The organism is Actinosynnema sp. NPDC091369, assembly GCF_044757065.1.
Taxonomy (GTDB): Bacteria; Actinomycetota; Actinomycetes; order Mycobacteriales; family Pseudonocardiaceae; genus Actinosynnema.
This window is the reverse complement of the sequence record NZ_JBIVUG010000016.1, coordinates 14,696-31,854: the sequence shown is the minus strand read 5'-3', so window position 1 is coordinate 31,854 and position 17,159 is coordinate 14,696. Positions and strand designations below refer to the sequence as shown.

Below are 17,159 nucleotides of genomic sequence, written 5' to 3'. Positions count from 1 at the left end.
GGGTCGGATTCGGCACCCCGCAGCTTCCGCGCGGGTCCGGTCCACCGCGCGCCCGGTGGTTCGCGGGACGGCAGCCGTGGTGGTCGGGTGGCCCTGTTCACCCTGGTCGTCCCGCAAGTCCGGGTCGGCTCGACGGGCCCGGAGCGGTAGGGTCCGGCCGGTGGTGGGCGTCGGCCGTTCGGACCACCCCGGTCGGGTGTCCGGTTAGGATCGCCGCCGTGATCAACACCATCAGCCGGGGCACGGTCGGCGGGCAGGGCCGGTGAGCAAGGCCGAGTTAGCCGCGGCCCGTGCGGGCCGGCTCGACCGCGACTACCTGCCCGGTCTGGGCGTCCCCTCGGTCCGGCCGTACCTCGACCGGTACGCGGACCGGTCCGCGGCGGCACGGGCGGAGCTGGCCTGGCGGGCGCTGCCGTACGGCGCCGACCCCGCCGAGCACGTGCACTTCTTCCCCGCGACCGGACCGGACGCGCCGTTGGTGGTGTTCGTCCACGGTGGCTACTGGCAGTTGTTGGACGAGTGGTCGTCCGCCTACGGCGCGCCGGGGCTGGTCGCCGCCGGAGCCGCCTTCGCGGCCGTCGGGTACCCCCTCTCCCCTCAGGCGCGGGTACGCGAGATCACCGAGTCGGTGAGGAAAGCGGTGCGGGCGCTGGTCGACGACGCCGCGAGCCTCGGGGTCGATCCCCGGCGGGTGGTGCTCGTCGGCCACTCCGTCGGCGCGCAGTTGGCGGGCATGTGCCTGGTGGGGCCGGACCCCGTGCCGGCGGTCGGCGCGGTGCTGCTCAGCGGGCTCTACGAGCTGGAACCGTTGCGCCGCACCACCATCGGCGACGAGGTCCGGCTGTCGGCCGACGAGGTCGCCGAGTGCGGCCCCGCACGGCACCTGCACGCCGGGCTGCCGCCGCTGGTGCTGGCCCGGGGCGCGGACGAGCCGGCGGGGTTCGACGCGCAGCAGCGGCTGGCCGCCGACCGGGCCGCCGCGCTGGGCGTGCCCGTGACCGAGCTGGTGGTGCCCGGCCGCAACCACTTCGACCTGCCGCTCGGCCTCGGCGACCCGGACGACCCGATCGGCGGCGCCGTGCACGCGCTGGCCTTCGCCACAGCCTGAACCGCCCCACCTCGGACCGGCGCAGCTTCAACCGGCACAGCTTCAACCGGCACAGCTTCAACCGGCACAGCTTCAACCGGCACACCCCGGACGGGCACGGCCCGGACCGGCACACCGCACCGACGCACGGCGACCGAGCCGACCACACCGACAGGAGACACTGATGCGGACCGTCCTGGTGACCGGCGGCTCCAGCGGGATCGGCCGGGCCGCCGTCGCCCGGTTCGCCGCCGCGGGCGACCGCGTGTGGTTCACCTACCGCAGCGGCCGCGACCGCGCGGAGCGGATCGTCGCCGAGCACACCGCGGCGGGCGGCGAGGTCGCGGCGTTCCCGTTCGAGCAGGGCGACTGGGTGTCGCACCAGCGCCTGGCGGCCGAGCTGCCCGGTCCGGTCGACGTGCTGGTCAACAACGCCGCCGTCGGCTCGAAGACGGTCGAGTCGCAGGTCGACGGCGAGGCCGAGCAGGCCGCCGCGTTCTTCCGGGTCAACAGCCTCGGCCCGCTGTGGCTGGCGCAGCAGGTGCTGCCGGACATGCTGCTCCGGGGCGACGGCGTGGTGGTCAACGTCGCCAGCGTGGGCGGCGGCATCGCCACGTTCCCCGGCTTCCACGTCGCCGACGGCATGAGCAAGGCGGCGCTGACCTACCTGACCCGCCACCTGGCCGCCGAGCTGGCGCACGAACCGGTGCGGGTGTTCGCGGTGTGCCCCGGCGCGGTGGACACGGAGATGCTGCGCGCCAGCACGCTCGACGGGCTCTCCCCCGAGGCCCGTGACGCCCTGCTGGCCCGGCTGCCCGGCGGCCGGCTGATCCGACCCGACGAGGTGGCCGAGCTGATCCACTGGCTGGCGCAGCCCGCGGCGGCGTTGCTGCACGGCGCGGTCGTCGACGCGTCGATGGGCCTCGGCGCGCACCCCGGCCTGCTCACCGGCCCCTCGGTCGAGCGGAGCGCGGTCCGATGACCTCCCGCGCCGCCGCCCGGCTCGCCGCGGGCGCACCCGTCATCGCCACCGCCCACTTCGAGGCCGAGGCCGACCCGTTCCACCCGGTCGACAACCCGTCCGGGCACGTGAACCTCGGCACCGCCGAGAACCGGCTGCTGGAGGACGTGCTCCAGCCGTTCCTCACCGCCCGGCGGCGCTCGGTGGACACGCGGTACGGCCTGCCGCACGGGACCGCGGAGCTGCGCGCCGCCGTCGCCCGGCTGCTCGGCGGGACGTGGCGCACCCCGGTCGACCCGGACGACCTGGTGATCACGGCGGGCGCCACGGCGGCGCTGGACATCGCGGCCACGGTCACGTGCGACCCGGGTGACGTCATCGTCGTGCCCGCGCCCTACTACTCGGCGTTCGCCGGCGACCTGACCGACCGCTCCGGCGCCCGACTGGTGCCCGCGCCGATGAGCCCCGACACCGGTTTCGCGCTGGACGTAAACGTGGTCGACCGGACCGTGCGCGACCTGCGCCGCCGAGGGGCGACCGTGCGCGCGGTGGCGCTCAGCTCGCCCGCCAACCCGCACGGTGCGGTCTACCCCGCCGCGGTGCTGCGCGACCTGCTGCGGGTGGCGGCCGAGCACGACCTGGACGTGATCAGCGACGAGATCCACGCGCACTGCGCGTTCGGCCCCGAGCCGTTCGTCAGCCTGCTGGACCCGGACGTGCTCGGACCCCACGCCGACCGGGTGCACGTGATCTGGGGCTTCGCCAAGGATTTCGGGCTGTCCGGGCTCAAGGTCGGCGTGCTGCGCCCCGCCCGGCCGGCCCGGGACGCGGCCCGCGCGGTGGCCTACTTCGCCACCGTGTCCACCGACACCCAGGCGCTGCTGTGCGACCTGCTGTCCGACGAGGGGCGGGTCTCCGCGCTGCTCGCCGAGAACGCGCGTCGGCTGGGCGAGTCGCACGCGCACGCGTCCGCCCTGCTGACCGCGCACGGCATCCGGCACGTGCCCGCGAGCGCCGGGTTGAGCCTGTGGCTGGACCTGCGCGACCGGCTCGACGAGCCGACGTTCGCCGCCGAGGACCGGCTGTGGCGGCGGACCAGGGCGGCGCGGGTCAACGTCCTGCCCGGGTCCGCGTTCGGCGCGCCCGGACCCGGCTGGTTCCGGCTGTGCCACGCCGTGCCCGCCGACCTGGTCACCACCGGCATCGACCGCCTCGCGGCGGCCACCGCACCGTCGAGGAGCACCCCATGAGCAGTCCGTTCGCGTCCTGGTACGAGACCGCCGGCGTGCGCGGCGGCGCGCGCCGGCTCTTCCACGACGAGACCGACCAGGGCAAGGTGTTCTACCCGGCCCAGCACATCCCGCACCTGGCGCACGAGGCGGTGGCCGCGCTGCCCGACCGGGCCCGCCGCGACCTCACCATCCGCCACCTGTACCAGTTCCTGCTGTCCACAGCCCACCTGGAGACCAGGATCGTCAACCGCGCGGCCGAGCTGATCGCGAACAACCGGTCGGGCGTGGACCTGCCGGCGCAGGCCAGGATGGACGCGTTCAAGGTCTACTGCGACGAGGGCTACCACTCCCTCTACAGCCTCGACCTGGCCGACCAGATCGCGCGCGAGACCGGGGTGCCGCTGCCGCCGTGGGACTACGGCGGTTTCGTGGACGCGCTGGAGGACGCGGGCGCGCGGCTGCTGCCCGACACGCCCGCCGTGGTGCCGCTGCTCCAGGTCGTGGTCTTCGAAACGATGATCACGGCGGTGCTCAACGAGATCCCGAACGACCCGACCGTGCTGACCGTGGTGCGCGACCTGACCCGGGACCACGCCAAGGACGAGGGCCACCACCACCGGTTCTTCGCCGACTTCTTCCACCGCCTGTGGACCCAGCTCGACCCCGGCCTGCGCGCGCCGGTCGCCCGCGCGCTGCCCGGCCTGGTCAAGGCGTGCCTGAACTGGGACGTCAAGCCGGTGCAGGGCGCGCTGCGGCTGGCGGGCCTGGACGGCGACACCGCACGCGCCGTGGTCGCCGACTCCTACGGTCCCGGCGCCGGTGACGCCCGCGCCGCCCACATCTGCCGGGCGACCGTGCGGGTGTTCCGCTCCGCCGGCGTGTTCGAGGTGCCCGGCGCCGAGGAGGAGTTCGCCGCGCACGGCCTGCTCCTGCCGGCCCACGGCTGAGCCCGCGGTCGTCGAAGGGAGGAGCACCCCCGTGACCCTGGACTACTCGGGCTACCTGTGCCTGGACGCGCTGCTGTCGTTGCAGCGCCCGCAGGCGCCCGCCGAGGTGTCGGACCCGGGATCGGACCCGGGATCGGACGCGGTCCGCTCGGCCGAGCACCTGTTCATCGTGGTCCACCAGGCCAGCGAGCTGTGGATGGCGCAACTGCTGCTGGACCTGGACCTCGCCGCGAGCGCCCTGCGGCGCGGCTCGGCGGACACGGCGGCCGAGCACGTGGAGCGGGCGGCGGCGCTGTTCGGCGTGCTGCGGGCCCAGTTGGACGTGCTCGACCGGCTGCCGCCCGCGTGCTTCGCCCGGTTCCGCCCGTACCTGGGCACGGCCAGCGGCGCGCAGTCCCGCCAGTTCGCCGCGCTGGAGCGGGCACTGGGCTTCGGGCCGACCGAACCCCCGCTGGCCACCGCCCTGGCCGAGGCCGCCGCCGCCGCGGGCGTGACGCTGCCCGAGGTGTGGCGGTCGGGTGGGCCGCTGCGCCGGGTGGCCGACGCGATGTCCGCGGTGGCGCGGGGGTACCGGGACTGGCAGGCCGGGCACCTGGCCGTGGTGCGGCGGATGCTGGGCGACCTGCCGGGCACCGGCGGCACGGCCGGTGCGCGTTACCTGGCGAGCCGGGTGCGGTTGGCGTTCCCGGGCCTGCACGCCGCCCGCCACGAGGCCGGGGAGACCGTCCCGACGGCCTGACCCGGGTGGGCCGCCGCCGTGGCGGGAAGAAGATCGGGCCTGCGGCGAAGTGTGGGTGAGAGCTGTCGTCGACAGGAAGGCTCACCCCATGGCAGAGGCGAGCACATGACGGCGGGAACGGACGCGCGGGTCACCGACGCCGAACTCGCCGCCCGGTTCCGCCAGGACCCGGAGCTGTTCACCGAGGTGCACGACCGGTACTTCACGGCCGTCTACCGGTACGTGGCCGGCCGCCTCGGCACCCAGACCGCGGAGGACATCGCCGCGGAGACGTTCCTCGTGGCGTTCGACCGGCGGGGCGCGTTCGACGCCGAACGCGGTGACGTGCGGGTGTGGTTGTTCGGCATCGCCACGAACCTGGTGGCCAGGCACCGCCGCAAGGAGGCGCGCCACTACCGGGCGCTGGCGCGGGTGGAGGTCGACCACGTCGTGGAGGGCCACGAGGACGCGGTGGTCGCGTCCGTGGCGGCCCGGCGGCTGCGGCCCCGGCTGGCCGAGGCGCTGGCGGGGCTGACCCGGGGCGAACGGGACGTGCTGCTGCTGGTGTCGCTCGGCGAGCTCGGCTACCGCGAGGTCGCTGCGGCGCTGGACATCTCCCCCGGCACGGTCGGCTCCCGGCTCAGCCGTGCGCGCAAGAAGCTCGACGCCGCTCTGACCGACCCGGAGGCCCACGATGGATGACCTGCAGACGCTGCGCGCCGCGCTGGCGGAGGACCCGTCCCCGGACGTCGTGGACCGCAGTCGGCACCGGCTCCGGCACCGGGTGCGCGGCGGCCACGCCTCCCGCAAGCGGGTCGGGTGGCTGACCGCCGGCGCCGGGCTGACCGTCGCGGCGGCCGCCGCCGTGGCGCTCACGACCCTGCCCACCGCGCCGCCCGACGGCCCGCCGTCCGCCGCGTCGACCGCGCCGGACCGGGTGGCGAGCGGGCCGGAGGTCCTGCTCGCCGCCGCCACCGCGGCCGAGCGGTCGCCCGAGGGGTCGGGCGCCTACTGGCAGGTGGAGGTGACGGTCGGCGACTCCGCCGAGGTGTACGAGTACTGGACCGGGCGGGACGGCGGCCTGTGGTTCCGGGGCGCGAAGACCGGCGGCCGGGTCATGCCGCTCGACCTGGAGCGGCCCAAGCCGTTCTCACTGTTCGGCGTCGACCTGACGTTCGGCGAGCTGCGCGCCCTGCCCGCCGAGCCGGACGCGTTGCGCGCCTGGATCACCGAGGCGATCGGGCGCGGCGGCGCCCGGTCGAGCGCCGGCCCGTTCACCGAGGAGGACCGCGAGATGGCCACGTTCCACTCGCTGGTCGCCCTGGTGTCCGCGGTGCCCGCGACGCCCGGGGTCCGGGCGGCGGCGTTCCGCGCGATCGCCGCGTACCCGGAGGTCGAGGGCGTGGGGACGGTGCCGGGTGGGCAGGGTCTGGTGCTGCCCGGTGGGCGGCGGCTCGTGGTCGACCCGGCGACCGGCCGGGTGAACGGGACGTCGGTCTTCATCACCGTGGACGGCGCAGTGTACTCGGTGGCCGACCCGGCGGGGGCGCGGATCGACGCCCGGTGGACCGACTCGCTGCCCGGCTAGGTCCCCGCCGCGCACGAGGTCGGCAGCCCGGTCCGGGCGCGGGCCCGAGGGCGACGCGGCCGGCACCGGCTCCGGGCGGTCGAGCCATCGGGTGACGGGGCTCCCGGCGCAGCCGGGAGCCCCGCGGTTCACCCCCGTGGCGCTCCGCAGGCCGGAGCGGTGTGGCGCCGGCTCCGCGGCGGTCCGGCGCACGAGCGGCACGCCCGGTCCTTTGTGGACTGCGTGCGTCCGGTGACCGACGGCGGCGCTCGCGTTGCCCACCAATCGATACGCACCGCAGCCGTAGCCTCGCCGGCCCTTCTCGTTGCGCAACTTCTTCGCTACCGTCGCCCGGGAGCGCTCCCAGCAACGTCGCCCCGTGGAGGTTCACGTGCACACCACGCGTCATCGGTCCCGGTCGGCGGTCGCCGGCGCGGTCGCCGTCGCGGTGACCGCGGCCCTGGCCGCCGCGGCCGTCACCAGCGCGCCCGCCCAGGCGGCCGTCGGCTGCCGGGTCACCTACCAGGTGGCCAACCAGTGGACCGGCGGTTTCGGCGCCAACGTCACCGTCACCAACCTCGGCGACCCGGTGGCGAGCTGGCGGGTGGCGTGGTCGTTCGGCGCGGGGCAGCAGGTCACCCAGCTCTGGAACGGCACGGTGCGCCAGTCGGGCGCGCGGGTCGAGGTCGACAACCTGAGCTGGAACGGCCGCCTCGCCACCGGCGCGAGCGCCGGGTTCGGCTTCAACGGCACGTGGACCGGCTCCAACCCGGTGCCCACCGAGTTCACGCTCAACGGCACCGCGTGCACCGGAGCCACCGTCACCACGACCACCACCACCACGACCACCACGTCCACGCCGCCGGTGCGCGACCTCCTCGCCCGGACGCACACCGTCGGCCGGGTCCGGGCGACCGAGGACACCGCCCGCTACACCTGGCCGGGCATCTACTTCGAGAGCCGGTTCCGCGGCACCGGGGTCGGCATCGTGCTCAACGACGCCGCCAACGACTACGACGTCCAGGTCGACGGGACCACCGTGGCGTCCCTGATCACGCCCGGCCGGATCACCCGCTGGATCACCGGGCTGACGAACGCCGAGCACACCGTCCGCCTGGTCAAGCGCACCGAGAGCCCCTGGGCCGCCGGCGAGTTCGGCGGGTTCCTCCCCGCCGCGGGCGGCCAGGTGCTGGACAAGCCCGCCGCCCGCACCCGCCAGATCGAGTTCATCGGCGACTCGCTGACCGCCGGCTACGGCAACCTGTCCACCACGCGCGACTGCTCGGCGAACGGCGGCGTCGACCGCAACACCAACACCGACCTGACGTTCGGCGCGCTGACCGCCCGCGGCCTCGGCGCCGACTACCAGGTCAACGCCCACTCCGGCCGCGGCATGGTGCGCAACTACAACGGCGGCGAGCCCGGCACCTCGTTCCGCACCTCCTACGAGCGCGGCCTCCAGAACGTGACCGGCGACGTGTGGCGCAACCCGGACACCTGGCGACCGCAGCTGGTCGTCGTCGGCCTGGGCACCAACGACTTCTCCACCGCCATCAACCCCGGTGAGGCGTGGACGCCGGAGAGCCTGGTCGCCGCGTACAAGAGCGCGTACCAGGGCTTCATCGACAAGCTGCGCACCCAGTACGGGTCGAACACGGTCATCGTGGTCAGCGCCACCGACCTCTTCGCCGACACCGCCCAGCAGGTGGTGGCCGACCGCAACGCCCGCGGCGACGACCGGGTCCGCTTCTGGAACTACGACAACCCCGGCCTGGACCGCCTCGGCTGCGACTGGCACTTCTCCCTCAACGACCACCGGCTGATCTCGGGCCTGCTCAACGACTACATCGCCACCCTGCCGATCACCTGGTGACGGCCGTTACGGGCGGAAGACCGTCAACGTCGTCGGCCCGGTCAGGCTGGAGATGCCGGCGCCACCGCACCGGAGGGCGTCCGGCGTCACCAGCACGGCCACCTGCTCGGCGCTCGCCGGCGCGAACGTGCCGCCGGTGATCAGCCCGGTGTTCGTGATCACCGCCTGACCGGCGACGTCGCTGACGGTCCAGTTGTACTCGAACGTCGTGGGCGCGGCCAACGGGTTGCTCCAGGTGTACGTGCGCGACGCCGCGCCCGAGCTCAAGAGCGTCGCGCACGTCACCGTGTCCGTGAAGTGCTGCGAGTACGACCCGCTCGGCGCGACTGGATTCGTGCAGGCGGGGAAGTAGCCGGTGAGGTGACCGGCCACGACCTGCGGCGTGTTGGTGATGGGCGGGTCGTAGGTGACGGCCCAGGTCCCGACGCAGGTCTGGTCCACCGCGACCGCCTGCGCGGAACCGGTCGTGGCGGCCGTGCCCCCGGCCACCGCCAGGACCAGCGCCGATAACGCGCCCCACTTCCGTGACATGTTCTTCCTCCCTATTCGCAACCCACGCCGTCGTTGTTCGAGTCGAGGCCGTACTCGTCCGGGCCGATGACCTTGATCGGACCGGTCACGTAGACAGGGCCGTTGCCCTTGCCCGGCTTGCAGTCGACGTCGCTCGCGATGGGGACGCACGGCTCGTAGCTGGGGTGGCAGCCCTGGTTCGGCGCGGGCGGCGGCGGAGCTTGGGTCGCCGGGTTCGGCTGGGGCTGGGGTTGCGGTTGCGGTTGCGGCGCCGGTTCGACGGTTGTGGTTGTCGTCGTGGTGGTCGTGGTGGTCGTGGTGGTCGTCGTCGTTGTGGGCGGCACGGTGGTTGTCGGCACGGTGGTTGTCGGCACGGTGGTTGTCGGCACGGTGGTTGTCGGCACGGTGGTTGTCGGCGTGGCGGTTGTCGGGCGGGCCGCAGTCGTGCTCAGCGGGGCAGCGGAGTCCGGCGTGGACGGTTTGTCGTCCGCGAGGGCCGCGATGACGACGAACAGGAACACCACCACCCCGGCTGCGATCCACATCGGACGGTGGGACTTCCGTTTCACCGGTGGGGTGGCAGATCCGGGTGGCACGACGACGGCCGACGGGTCACGCGGCAGGTGGACCACGATCTCGTGACCGCGCTCACCGACTTGGACGTCCGCCTGGCAACCCGGACTCTCGCCCGCGTCGATCACCTGGCCCATGACCTCCGCGTAACGCCGTGACATCAGGTACGTCAGCTCGCCGACCCGCCGGCCGTCCAGCCTGACCTCGATGGCGTACTGGCCCTGGTACTTGCCCGAGGCGATCGTGCACCACGCCAGGGCGACCGCCACGCGCCACTTCCCACCCGGCGCGACGGGGTACCTCGCCAGCCACGCCTGGTGGTCTTCCTCGCCGGTGACGACGACCGGGACCTCGGCCTTCAGCATGAACAGACCTGCTGCAGGGTCCTCCACGAGGCACCCCCTCACGCGGAACGGATGTACCCAGGTCATCGGCGCGGTTCCGCCGACCGTTACCGCACGCCGGGACTGACTGAACACTCACATCGGCTCACCGGTCCGTTTCTCGGACATCCCCGCGTGCACCAACCTCCCCGGCCACTGTCCTGGCCGCCACCTGCGTCTCGCGGTGGCGAACGCCGTCGCCTCGCACGAGGACCTGGGTGTGATGGGTGTGCTGGACGTCGTCGTGTGAAGCTCGTGCCATGCAGATGCACCAGGACCAGCTGACCGTGGCGCCGGAGACGGTGCGTCGACTGGTGGACGCGCAGTTCCCCCGGTGGCGCGACTCACCCGTGACGCGGGTGGCGTCGGAAGGCACGGTCAACGCCATCTTCCGCATCGGCGACCGGTTCGCCGCCCGCTTCCCACTGCGGCCCGGGGAGGTCGGGTCGGTGCGGCGGTCGTTGGCGGCCGAGGCCGACGCGGCCCGCGAACTCCTGGGCCGCACGCGGTTCCGCACCCCGGAGCCGGTCGCCATGGGCGAGCCCGGAGAGGGCTACCCGCTGCCGTGGTCGGTGCAGACCTGGCTGCCCGGGACCGTGGCCACCGACGAGGACCCGGGCGGGTCGGTGGCGTTCGCGCGCGACCTGGCCGAGTTCGTCAAGGGGGTGCGCGCGATCGACACGCGGGGCCGGACGTTCGGCGGGCGGGGTCGCGGCGGCGACCTGCGGTCCCACGACGAGTGGGTGGAGGTCTGCTTCGAGCGCAGCGGCGAGCTCCTGGACGTGCCGAGGCTGCGCGGGCTGTGGCACGCCTGGCGCGACCTGCCGCGCGAGGACGACGACGTGATGACCCACGGCGACCTGATCCCCGGCAACGTCCTGGTGTCCGGCGGTCGGCTCAGCGGGGTCATCGACGTCGGCGGTCTCGGTCCGGCCGATCCCGCCCTGGACCTCGTCGGCGCGTGGCACCTGCTCGACCCGGTGCCGCGGCAGGCGTTCCGCGACGCCCTGGGGTGCGACGACCTCCAGTGGCTGCGTGGCCGGGCGTGGGCGTTCGCGCAGGCGGTGGGGCTCGTCTGGTACTACGCCGGGAGCAACCCGACGATGAGCCGGTTGGGCCGCCGCACGCTGGCGCGCCTCACCGCGGACGCCTGAGCCCTCACCCGCCCACGTGGATGCGAGGACGGCGGGCTTCGTCGCGCTCGTGGGTGCGGATGATCTCGCGGACCACCGGCGCCGTGTCGCCGCGGCCGAGCAGCAGGTAGCGGAACAGGTGCCCGATCGGGTTGCCCTCGCTCCACGCGAAGTGGCAGTGCGGCAGGACGCCGGTGGTGTCGCGCAGGACGAACAGGATCGCGGCGATGGCGTTGGGCGCGGCGGGGCTGCCGGCGCGCAGCACGCGGTGGCCGTCGACCTCGACGCCGCGCACCTGGAGCACGTCGCTGAAGTCCGACGGGTCCACCACGTCGATCTCCAGGAACAGCACGTCGGCCTGGCCGGGCACCGGGTTCGTGCCGCGCTGCTCGGCCTCCTTCTCCGCGTACTCCGCCGCGTCGCCGGTCTGGCGGCGGTTCGCGATCAGGGTCAGCGCGCCGTCGTGGGCGATGGAGTCGGCGATGAACCGGCGGGCGTCCTCGTCGAACTCGATGCGGTCGGCGCGCAGCTCGGTGGTGCGGCTGACGCGGGAGACCAGGGAGACGGCGATGATGGCGAGGATGAAGAAGAACGAGATGGTGATGCCGTCCGGCTTCTCGATCACGTTCTCCACCAGCGCGTACAGCATGATCAACGTCAGCACGGTGAACGCGACCGCCGCGCGCCGCCGCCGCTGCCGCGCGCACGACAGCGTCACGGCGGCCGAGGCGGAGACCATCATGGCCAGGATGCCGGTGGCGTACGCGCCCGCCTGGGCGTTGACGTCGGCGCGGAAGACGATCGTGATCAGGACGCAGACCGCCGTGTACACGAGCACGACCGGCCGCACCGAGCGGGCCCACTCCGGGGCCATGCCGTAGGACGGCAGGTAGCGGGGCACGATGTTGATCAGGCCGGCCATCGCGGACGCGCCCGCGAACCACAGGATGAGGATGCTGCTGATGTCGTAGGCGGTGCCGACCCACTCGCCGAGCAGTTCGTGGGCGAGGTAGGCCAGGGCGCGTCCGTTGGCGGCGCCGCCGGGCTCGAACTGCTCGACCGGCACCAGGACCGTGGTCACGAAGCTCGTCGCGACCAGGTACACCGACATGATCAGGGCGGCGGCGGTGAGCAGCTTGCGCGTGTTGCGGATGCGGTTGTCCAGCCGCTCCTGCGGCGTGCGGCCGTCGGCGGCCACCAGGGGCATCATGCTCACCCCCGTCTCGAACCCGGACAGGCCCAGCACCAGCAGCGGGAACGCCAGCACCGCCGGACCGACGACCCCGGCCACGCCGCCCCCACCGGCCGTCAGCGCGTCCAGCCACCGGTCGAGCGCGGCGGGCGAGGACAGCACCTCCAGCACACCCGCCACCACGACCACCGCGTTGAGCAGCAGGAACAGCGCGACCAGCGGGATGGCCACGCCGACAGCCTCGCTGAACCCGAGCAGGAACACCCCGCCGAGCACCAGCAGCAGCACGACCGTGACCAGCACCTCCTGCCCGTGCAGGAACTCCGGTGCCCGCGGGTTCTCCAGCGCGTGCACCGACGCGTCGGCGGCCGACAGGGTGATGGTGATGATCCACGAGGTGGCCACGAAACCCAGCAGCACCAGCACGAACAGCTTGCCCCGCCAGAACGGCAGCAAGTCCTCCAGCATCGCCACCGAGCCCTGGCCGTGCGGGCTCTCCCGGGCCACCCGGCGGTACATCGGCAGCATCCCGAACAGCGTCAGCGCCACGATGAGCAACGTCGCCAGCGGCGAGACCGCGCCCGCCGCCAACGCCGCGATGCCGGGCAGGTAGGACAGGGTGGAGAAGTAGTCCACCCCCGTCAGGCACATGACCTTCCACCACGCCGTCGGCTTGGCGTGCTGCTCGGTCCCGGCGGGGCCGACCGGCTGGACGCGGTGCTCCAGCAGCCACCGACCGAGCGCGGACGACGGGGTGGCGGGCCGGACCGGGCTGTCCACCCGGGCCGGCACCACGCCCGGCGGCGTGTCGGTCATGCGCGTTTCTCCCCTGTGCCGATCACGTTCCGGGCTGGTCACGTGGGGCAGTCAACACGCCGGGAAGCCGATCCGCCGCACCTCGGGCCGTAAGGATCGCGCCAAGGCGACTGCGGGGCTGATCACACGGACGGGTGAGGCCCGGCGCTCGCGGGACCGGGTTCCGCCGTGCCACTGGGGAGTGATCCCGATGCGAGGGAGGGTGAATCGTCCTCCGTGCCGCATTCCTCCGCCTTACCGTCCACGCTGGACAACAGCGGTACCGCGGAAGGACGACCATGATCCACAGGGTGACCAGGCTGGCGCTCGCCGTCGTGCTGCTCGGCGCCGCGCCGGTGCCGGCGAGCGCCACGACCGACACGTACCAGTGGGCGGCGCTGGGCGATTCCTACACGGCGGGGGTGTTCATCGGTGACCCGCGGCCCGCCCTGGGCGACCCGGACCGGGACGGCTGCGACCGCACCTCGGACAGCTACCCCGACCTGGTGCACGGGTCGTTGACCGAGTTCCCGCCGGGCGGGCCGGTGGAGCTGACCGACGTCAGCTGCGGCGGTGCCGAGATCCGCCACATCGCGCAGGCCGAGCAGCAGCCGGTCAGCCCGGTCGACGCGCCGGCGCAGTGGCCGCCGGTCAGCCCCCAGGTGCAGCGGGCCGGGCTCGACGAGGGCACCGACGTGGTCACCGTCGGCGTGGGCGGCAACAGCCTGCCGTTCGCCGGGATGCTCGCCCAGTGCGTCGGGCTCGGACTCAACGGCCAATCGTGCCGAGAGCACTACGAGAACCCGCCCGAGGGTGAAGAGGGCATCGAGGACAAGTTCAGCCGCGTCCAGGACGAGTACGTCACGATGCTGGCCGCCGTCCACCAAGCCGCGCCGAACGCGAAGGTGCTCACGGTCGGCTACCCCGCCGTGCTGCCGCAGCAGAGCGCCGACTGCGCCCCCATGAACTGGACGGAGCTGTTCTCCATCCGGCGCGACGACGTCGACTGGCTGCGGGGCGTGCTCGAACGGCTCAACCGGACGATCCAGAGCGTCAGCTCGTTCTTCGGCGACCGGTACGTCGACATCCACAGCTCCAGCGTGGGCCACGACGTCTGCCAACCGGCCGGCGAGAAGTGGGTGGAGGGCATCTGCGGTGACGCCGAGGACTACTGGCCGACCGAGATCCACCTGCCCGCGCTGACCATCCCCTGCCCCGAGGGCACGCACGCCACGCTCGTGCACCCGAACGCCCGGAGCCACGAGAACGCGGCCCACCAGGTCGAACGCGCCGTGCGCATCGCCCTGCTCGGTCGCTGAACGCCGCTCTCAGGCCGCCCGGCCCACCGGGCGGCCTCTGCGAGAACGGCACCACGCGCGGCGGCCGACCGGGCCGCCGTGGCGCGGCGGTCCAGGTGCGCGGCGACGAACGCCAGGACCAGGGCGAGCCGGACAGCACCAGCAGCCACGTGACCGAGCCCGGCGAGTACCCGGCGACCTCGATCATCATCGGCGCGCACGGTGACGCCCTCGGGCCGGCCCGTCTCGGGCACCAGCGTCGCCACGCCGAGCAGGCCGACCACGCCGAGCAAGGCGACGAGGGCGAACGTGACCCGCCGGCCGGCCGCCTGGCCGATCACGGTCCCGCCGGGCACGCCGACGACCGTCGCCAGGGTCAGACCGGTGAACATCAGGGAGATGGCGGACGCCTTCCTCTCCGGGGCGACGAGCGCGGCGGCGACCACCGAGCTCACGCCGAAGAACGCGCCGTGCGCCAGGGACGCGACCACCCGACCGGCCGGCATCACGGAGAAGACCGGGGCCGCGGCCGAGAGCGCGTAGCCAGATCGAGGCCCGGGTGGAACGCGCCCTCCAAGCCGTGCACGACCTCAGCGCCCGCGAGTACTCGCTGCTGGAGGCGCTGAGCCGGCAGCACGACGGCGAGGGCGGCCACCTCCAGGTGGGGCAGGTCTCCGCCCCCGTCGTGCTGAGCCAGAGCGCGACCACCCGGCTGGTCACCCGCCTGGAGGACCGCGGCCTGCTGTCGCGCTACCTCTGCCCCACCGACCGCCGCGGCTGGACGAAGCCCGCCACGAACCCGAGCTGCACCCGTTGGTCGAGGCCGTCGAGGCGCTGGGCACGCCCGCCTGACCGGGAACGACCGGAAAAGCGATCGTAAGCACAAATCGCTTGTTCGAACGCACATGATTTGCGACGGTTGCTCACGTGAAGAGCGCCGACCGCCACCGGGTGATCACCGAACGGCTCCGCTCCGGCGCGCAGGTCGCCGTGGCGGAGCTGGCCGCCGCCACCGGCGCGTCGGAGATGACCATCCGCCGCGACCTCGACCTGCTCGCCGCGGGCGGCGTGCTGCGCCGGGTGCACGGCGGGGCGGTGCCGCTGAGCCCGGCGGGCGTCGAGCCGCCGTTCACCGCGCGCACCGCGACCGCGAACGACGCCAAGCGCGCCATCGCCGCGGCCGCCGTCGAGCTCGTCCGCGACGGCGAGACGATCGTGCTGGACAGCGGCACGACCGCGGTCGAGGTCGCCAAGCTGCTGCGCGGCCGGCCGGTCACCGTGATGCCGCTGTCCCTGCACGCGGTGCGCGAGCTGCTGGACGCCCCCGAGGTGCGGCTGCTGCTGCCCGGCGGTGAGCCCAGGCCCGGCGAGCTGGCCATGGTCGGCCCGCTGGCGCTGGCGTCGCTGCGGGCGCTGCGCTTCGACGTCGCCGTGCTCAGCCCGTGCGCGTTCGACCTCGACGCCGGCCTCACCGCGCACAACCTGGCCGACGCCGAGGTCAAGCAGCAGGCGATGGCCGTGTCGGCGCGCACGGTCGTGCTCGCCGACAGCACGAAGTTCGACCGCACCGCGCTCGCCCACGTCTGCCCCGCCGACCGGCCGGACGTGCTGGTCACCGACACCGACTCCCCCGCCGCCGTGCGCCGCGAGCTGGCCGCGCGCGGGGTGCTCGTGCACGTAGCCGAACGACTGGAGACCCTGTGACGACCGCCCTGCCGCGTGCCGCCCGCGTCGCGACCTGGATCTACTTCACCCTCAACGGGTTCGCCGTCGGTCTGTGGGTGGTGCACATCCCGAACGTGGAACGCGCGACCGGCATCTCGCACAGCGCCCTCGGCGGGCTGCTGCTCGTGCTCGGCGGCGCGGCGTTCCTCGGCATGCAGGTCGCCGGGCCGCTGGCGGACCGGTGGGGTCAGCGCAGGCTCCTGCCCGCCGCCGGGGTCCTGCTCGGCATCGCCATGTTCTTCCCCGGCCTGGCCACGTCGTGGTGGACGCTGGGCCTGGCCCTGCTGTGCCTCGGTTTCGGCAACGGCACGATCGACGTGGCCATGAACTCCCACGCCGTGGTGGTCGAGCGCGCCTACCCGCGGCCGATCATGGCGGCGTTCCACGCGATGTGGTCGATCGGCGGCGCGATCGCGGCGCTCGTCGGCGCGGCCACGCTGGGCGCGGACGTGCCGACGGCGGTGACGTTGAGCGCGTGCGGCGCGTTCACCATCGTGGTGTCGCTGCTGACCGGCCGGTTCCTGATGGACGGCCGCCCCGAGGCCGAGGAGACCACCGCGGACGCCCCGGTGGCCAAGCCGTCGACCAGGCTGGTGTGGCTGCTGGGCGCGATCGCGTTCGCCATGATGCTGGCCGAGGGCGTCGCCAACGACTGGGCCGCGCTGCACGCCGAGGACGTCCTGGGCACGACCACCAGCACGGCCGCGTTCGCCTACGGCTCGTTCGCGGTGGCGATGACCGTGGGTCGGTTCGCCACCGACCGGGTCGCCGCGCTCGTCGGCCCGGTCGCGATCGTGCGGTACGGGGCGGCGCTGGCCGCGCTCGGCCTCACGCTCGTGGTGTTCTCGCCGTGGGTGCCGCTCGCGTTCGCGGGCTGGGCGCTGTTCGGCCTCGGCCTGTCCGGCAGCGTGCCGCAGCTGTTCTCCGCGGCGGGCAACCTGGACCAGCGCTCGTCCGGCGCGCTGATGGCCCGCGTCGTCGGCCTCGGCTACGTGGGGCTGCTCGCCGGTCCGGCGCTGATCGGCGGCCTGGCGCACTGGATCCCGCTCAACGTGGCCTTCCTGGTGCCGGTGGCGCTGTGCCTGCTGGCGGTCGGGTTCGCCAACGTCCTCGCGCCGCGACCGGCGTCGACCGAGGAGCACGCCGGGTCGCGGTGACCCGCGTC

The 17,159-nt window shown here is 73.9% G+C and carries 16 protein-coding genes and 1 pseudogene; 13 read left to right on the top strand and 4 right to left on the bottom strand.

Translation table 11 applies throughout. The features are described from left to right. Positions 1-262 precede the first annotated feature (262 nt). From ACIQMJ_RS36250 to ACIQMJ_RS36215, 8 genes are all read left to right on the top strand, one after another. A complete protein-coding gene (locus ACIQMJ_RS36250) occupies positions 263-1,108 on the top strand; it encodes an alpha/beta hydrolase (protein ID WP_499765530.1) in 846 nt (281 codons plus the stop codon). Positions 1,109-1,271: 163 nt separating this feature from the next. Then, positions 1,272-2,069 (top strand): SDR family NAD(P)-dependent oxidoreductase, encoded by a 798-nt coding sequence (locus ACIQMJ_RS36245; protein ID WP_499765529.1) that lies wholly within the window; start codon positions 1,272-1,274, stop codon positions 2,067-2,069. Next, positions 2,066-3,298: an aminotransferase class I/II-fold pyridoxal phosphate-dependent enzyme gene (locus tag ACIQMJ_RS36240; protein ID WP_499765528.1), complete on the top strand. Its 1,233-nt coding sequence runs from the start codon at positions 2,066-2,068 to the stop codon at positions 3,296-3,298. The genes ACIQMJ_RS36245 and ACIQMJ_RS36240 overlap by 4 nt, the downstream gene beginning before the upstream one ends. Then, entirely contained in the window at positions 3,295-4,227 is a 933-nt protein-coding gene (locus ACIQMJ_RS36235) for a diiron oxygenase (RefSeq protein ID WP_499765527.1), read from the top strand. The genes ACIQMJ_RS36240 and ACIQMJ_RS36235 overlap by 4 nt, the downstream gene beginning before the upstream one ends. Before the next feature lie 31 nt (positions 4,228-4,258). After that, positions 4,259-4,966, top strand: a complete 708-nt coding sequence (locus tag ACIQMJ_RS36230) for a tryptophan 2,3-dioxygenase family protein (RefSeq protein WP_499765526.1) — start codon at positions 4,259-4,261, stop codon at positions 4,964-4,966. A gap of 105 nt (positions 4,967-5,071) precedes the next feature. Then, the gene (locus ACIQMJ_RS36225; protein WP_499765525.1) at positions 5,072-5,647 is read left to right on the top strand and encodes an RNA polymerase sigma factor; all 576 of its coding nucleotides are present in this window, start codon (positions 5,072-5,074) and stop codon (positions 5,645-5,647) included. Then, on the top strand, positions 5,640-6,533 hold the full coding sequence (locus ACIQMJ_RS36220; protein WP_499765524.1) for a CU044_5270 family protein: 894 nt from the start codon (positions 5,640-5,642) through the stop codon (positions 6,531-6,533). Before ACIQMJ_RS36225 ends, ACIQMJ_RS36220 begins: the two co-directional genes overlap by 8 nt. Positions 6,534-6,891: 358 nt before the next feature. Further along, positions 6,892-8,385: a cellulose binding domain-containing protein gene (locus ACIQMJ_RS36215; protein ID WP_499765523.1), complete on the top strand. Its 1,494-nt coding sequence runs from the start codon at positions 6,892-6,894 to the stop codon at positions 8,383-8,385. A 6-nt stretch (positions 8,386-8,391) separates the two neighbouring features. On the opposite strand, the gene ACIQMJ_RS36210 is transcribed toward ACIQMJ_RS36215, so the two are convergent. Continuing rightward, a complete protein-coding gene (locus ACIQMJ_RS36210; RefSeq protein WP_499765522.1) occupies positions 8,392-8,916 on the bottom strand; it encodes a hypothetical protein in 525 nt (174 codons plus the stop codon). 11 nt (positions 8,917-8,927) lie between these two features. Beyond that, complete coding sequence (locus ACIQMJ_RS36205) at positions 8,928-9,860, bottom strand: hypothetical protein (RefSeq protein WP_499765521.1); 933 nt, start codon at positions 9,858-9,860, stop codon at positions 8,928-8,930. Between the two features lie 251 nt (positions 9,861-10,111). Here ACIQMJ_RS36205 and ACIQMJ_RS36200 point away from each other — a divergent pair, with 251 nt between their 5' ends. Beyond that, positions 10,112-11,005, top strand: a complete 894-nt coding sequence (locus tag ACIQMJ_RS36200) for an aminoglycoside phosphotransferase family protein (protein WP_499765520.1) — start codon at positions 10,112-10,114, stop codon at positions 11,003-11,005. A 4-nt stretch (positions 11,006-11,009) separates the two neighbouring features. On the opposite strand, the gene ACIQMJ_RS36195 is transcribed toward ACIQMJ_RS36200, so the two are convergent. Further along, entirely contained in the window at positions 11,010-12,992 is a 1,983-nt protein-coding gene (locus tag ACIQMJ_RS36195; RefSeq protein WP_499765519.1) for an APC family permease, read from the bottom strand. 278 nt (positions 12,993-13,270) lie between these two features. On the opposite strand from ACIQMJ_RS36195, the gene ACIQMJ_RS36190 reads away from it, so the two are divergent. Next, positions 13,271-14,290 carry an SGNH/GDSL hydrolase family protein gene (locus ACIQMJ_RS36190; RefSeq protein ID WP_499765518.1) on the top strand — a complete coding sequence of 340 codons (1,020 nt, stop codon included), beginning with the start codon at positions 13,271-13,273 and terminating at the stop codon, positions 14,288-14,290. Positions 14,291-14,454: 164 nt separating this feature from the next. Here ACIQMJ_RS36190 and ACIQMJ_RS36185 read toward each other — a convergent pair. Beyond that, positions 14,455-14,775 (bottom strand): annotated as a pseudogene (locus ACIQMJ_RS36185) (MFS transporter); the annotation flags it as partial. Positions 14,776-14,828: 53 nt separating this feature from the next. Here ACIQMJ_RS36185 and ACIQMJ_RS36180 point away from each other — a divergent pair. From ACIQMJ_RS36180 to ACIQMJ_RS36170, 3 genes are read left to right on the top strand one after another with little or no spacing between them, the layout of a single operon-like run. Further along, positions 14,829-15,149: a MarR family winged helix-turn-helix transcriptional regulator gene (locus ACIQMJ_RS36180; RefSeq protein ID WP_499765517.1), complete on the top strand. Its 321-nt coding sequence runs from the start codon at positions 14,829-14,831 to the stop codon at positions 15,147-15,149. 47 nt (positions 15,150-15,196) lie between these two features. Then, complete coding sequence (locus tag ACIQMJ_RS36175) at positions 15,197-15,973, top strand: DeoR/GlpR family DNA-binding transcription regulator (RefSeq protein WP_499765516.1); 777 nt, start codon at positions 15,197-15,199, stop codon at positions 15,971-15,973. After that, the gene (locus ACIQMJ_RS36170; RefSeq protein ID WP_499765515.1) at positions 15,970-17,151 is read left to right on the top strand and encodes an MFS transporter; all 1,182 of its coding nucleotides are present in this window, start codon (positions 15,970-15,972) and stop codon (positions 17,149-17,151) included. The genes ACIQMJ_RS36175 and ACIQMJ_RS36170 overlap by 4 nt, the downstream gene beginning before the upstream one ends. Positions 17,152-17,159: the final 8 nt, after the last annotated feature.

Coding starts and splice junctions, on each gene's coding strand:
- ACIQMJ_RS36245 (WP_499765529.1), top strand. CDS start 1,272: ATGCGGACCGTCCTGGTGACCGGCGGCTCCAGCGGGATCGGCCGGGCC.
- ACIQMJ_RS36240 (WP_499765528.1), top strand. CDS start 2,066: ATGACCTCCCGCGCCGCCGCCCGGCTCGCCGCGGGCGCACCCGTCATC.
- ACIQMJ_RS36235 (WP_499765527.1), top strand. CDS start 3,295: ATGAGCAGTCCGTTCGCGTCCTGGTACGAGACCGCCGGCGTGCGCGGC.
- ACIQMJ_RS36225 (WP_499765525.1), top strand. CDS start 5,072: ATGACGGCGGGAACGGACGCGCGGGTCACCGACGCCGAACTCGCCGCC.
- ACIQMJ_RS36220 (WP_499765524.1), top strand. CDS start 5,640: ATGGATGACCTGCAGACGCTGCGCGCCGCGCTGGCGGAGGACCCGTCC.
- ACIQMJ_RS36210 (WP_499765522.1), bottom strand. CDS start 8,916: ATGTCACGGAAGTGGGGCGCGTTATCGGCGCTGGTCCTGGCGGTGGCC.
- ACIQMJ_RS36200 (WP_499765520.1), top strand. CDS start 10,112: ATGCAGATGCACCAGGACCAGCTGACCGTGGCGCCGGAGACGGTGCGT.
- ACIQMJ_RS36195 (WP_499765519.1), bottom strand. CDS start 12,992: ATGACCGACACGCCGCCGGGCGTGGTGCCGGCCCGGGTGGACAGCCCG.
- ACIQMJ_RS36190 (WP_499765518.1), top strand. CDS start 13,271: ATGATCCACAGGGTGACCAGGCTGGCGCTCGCCGTCGTGCTGCTCGGC.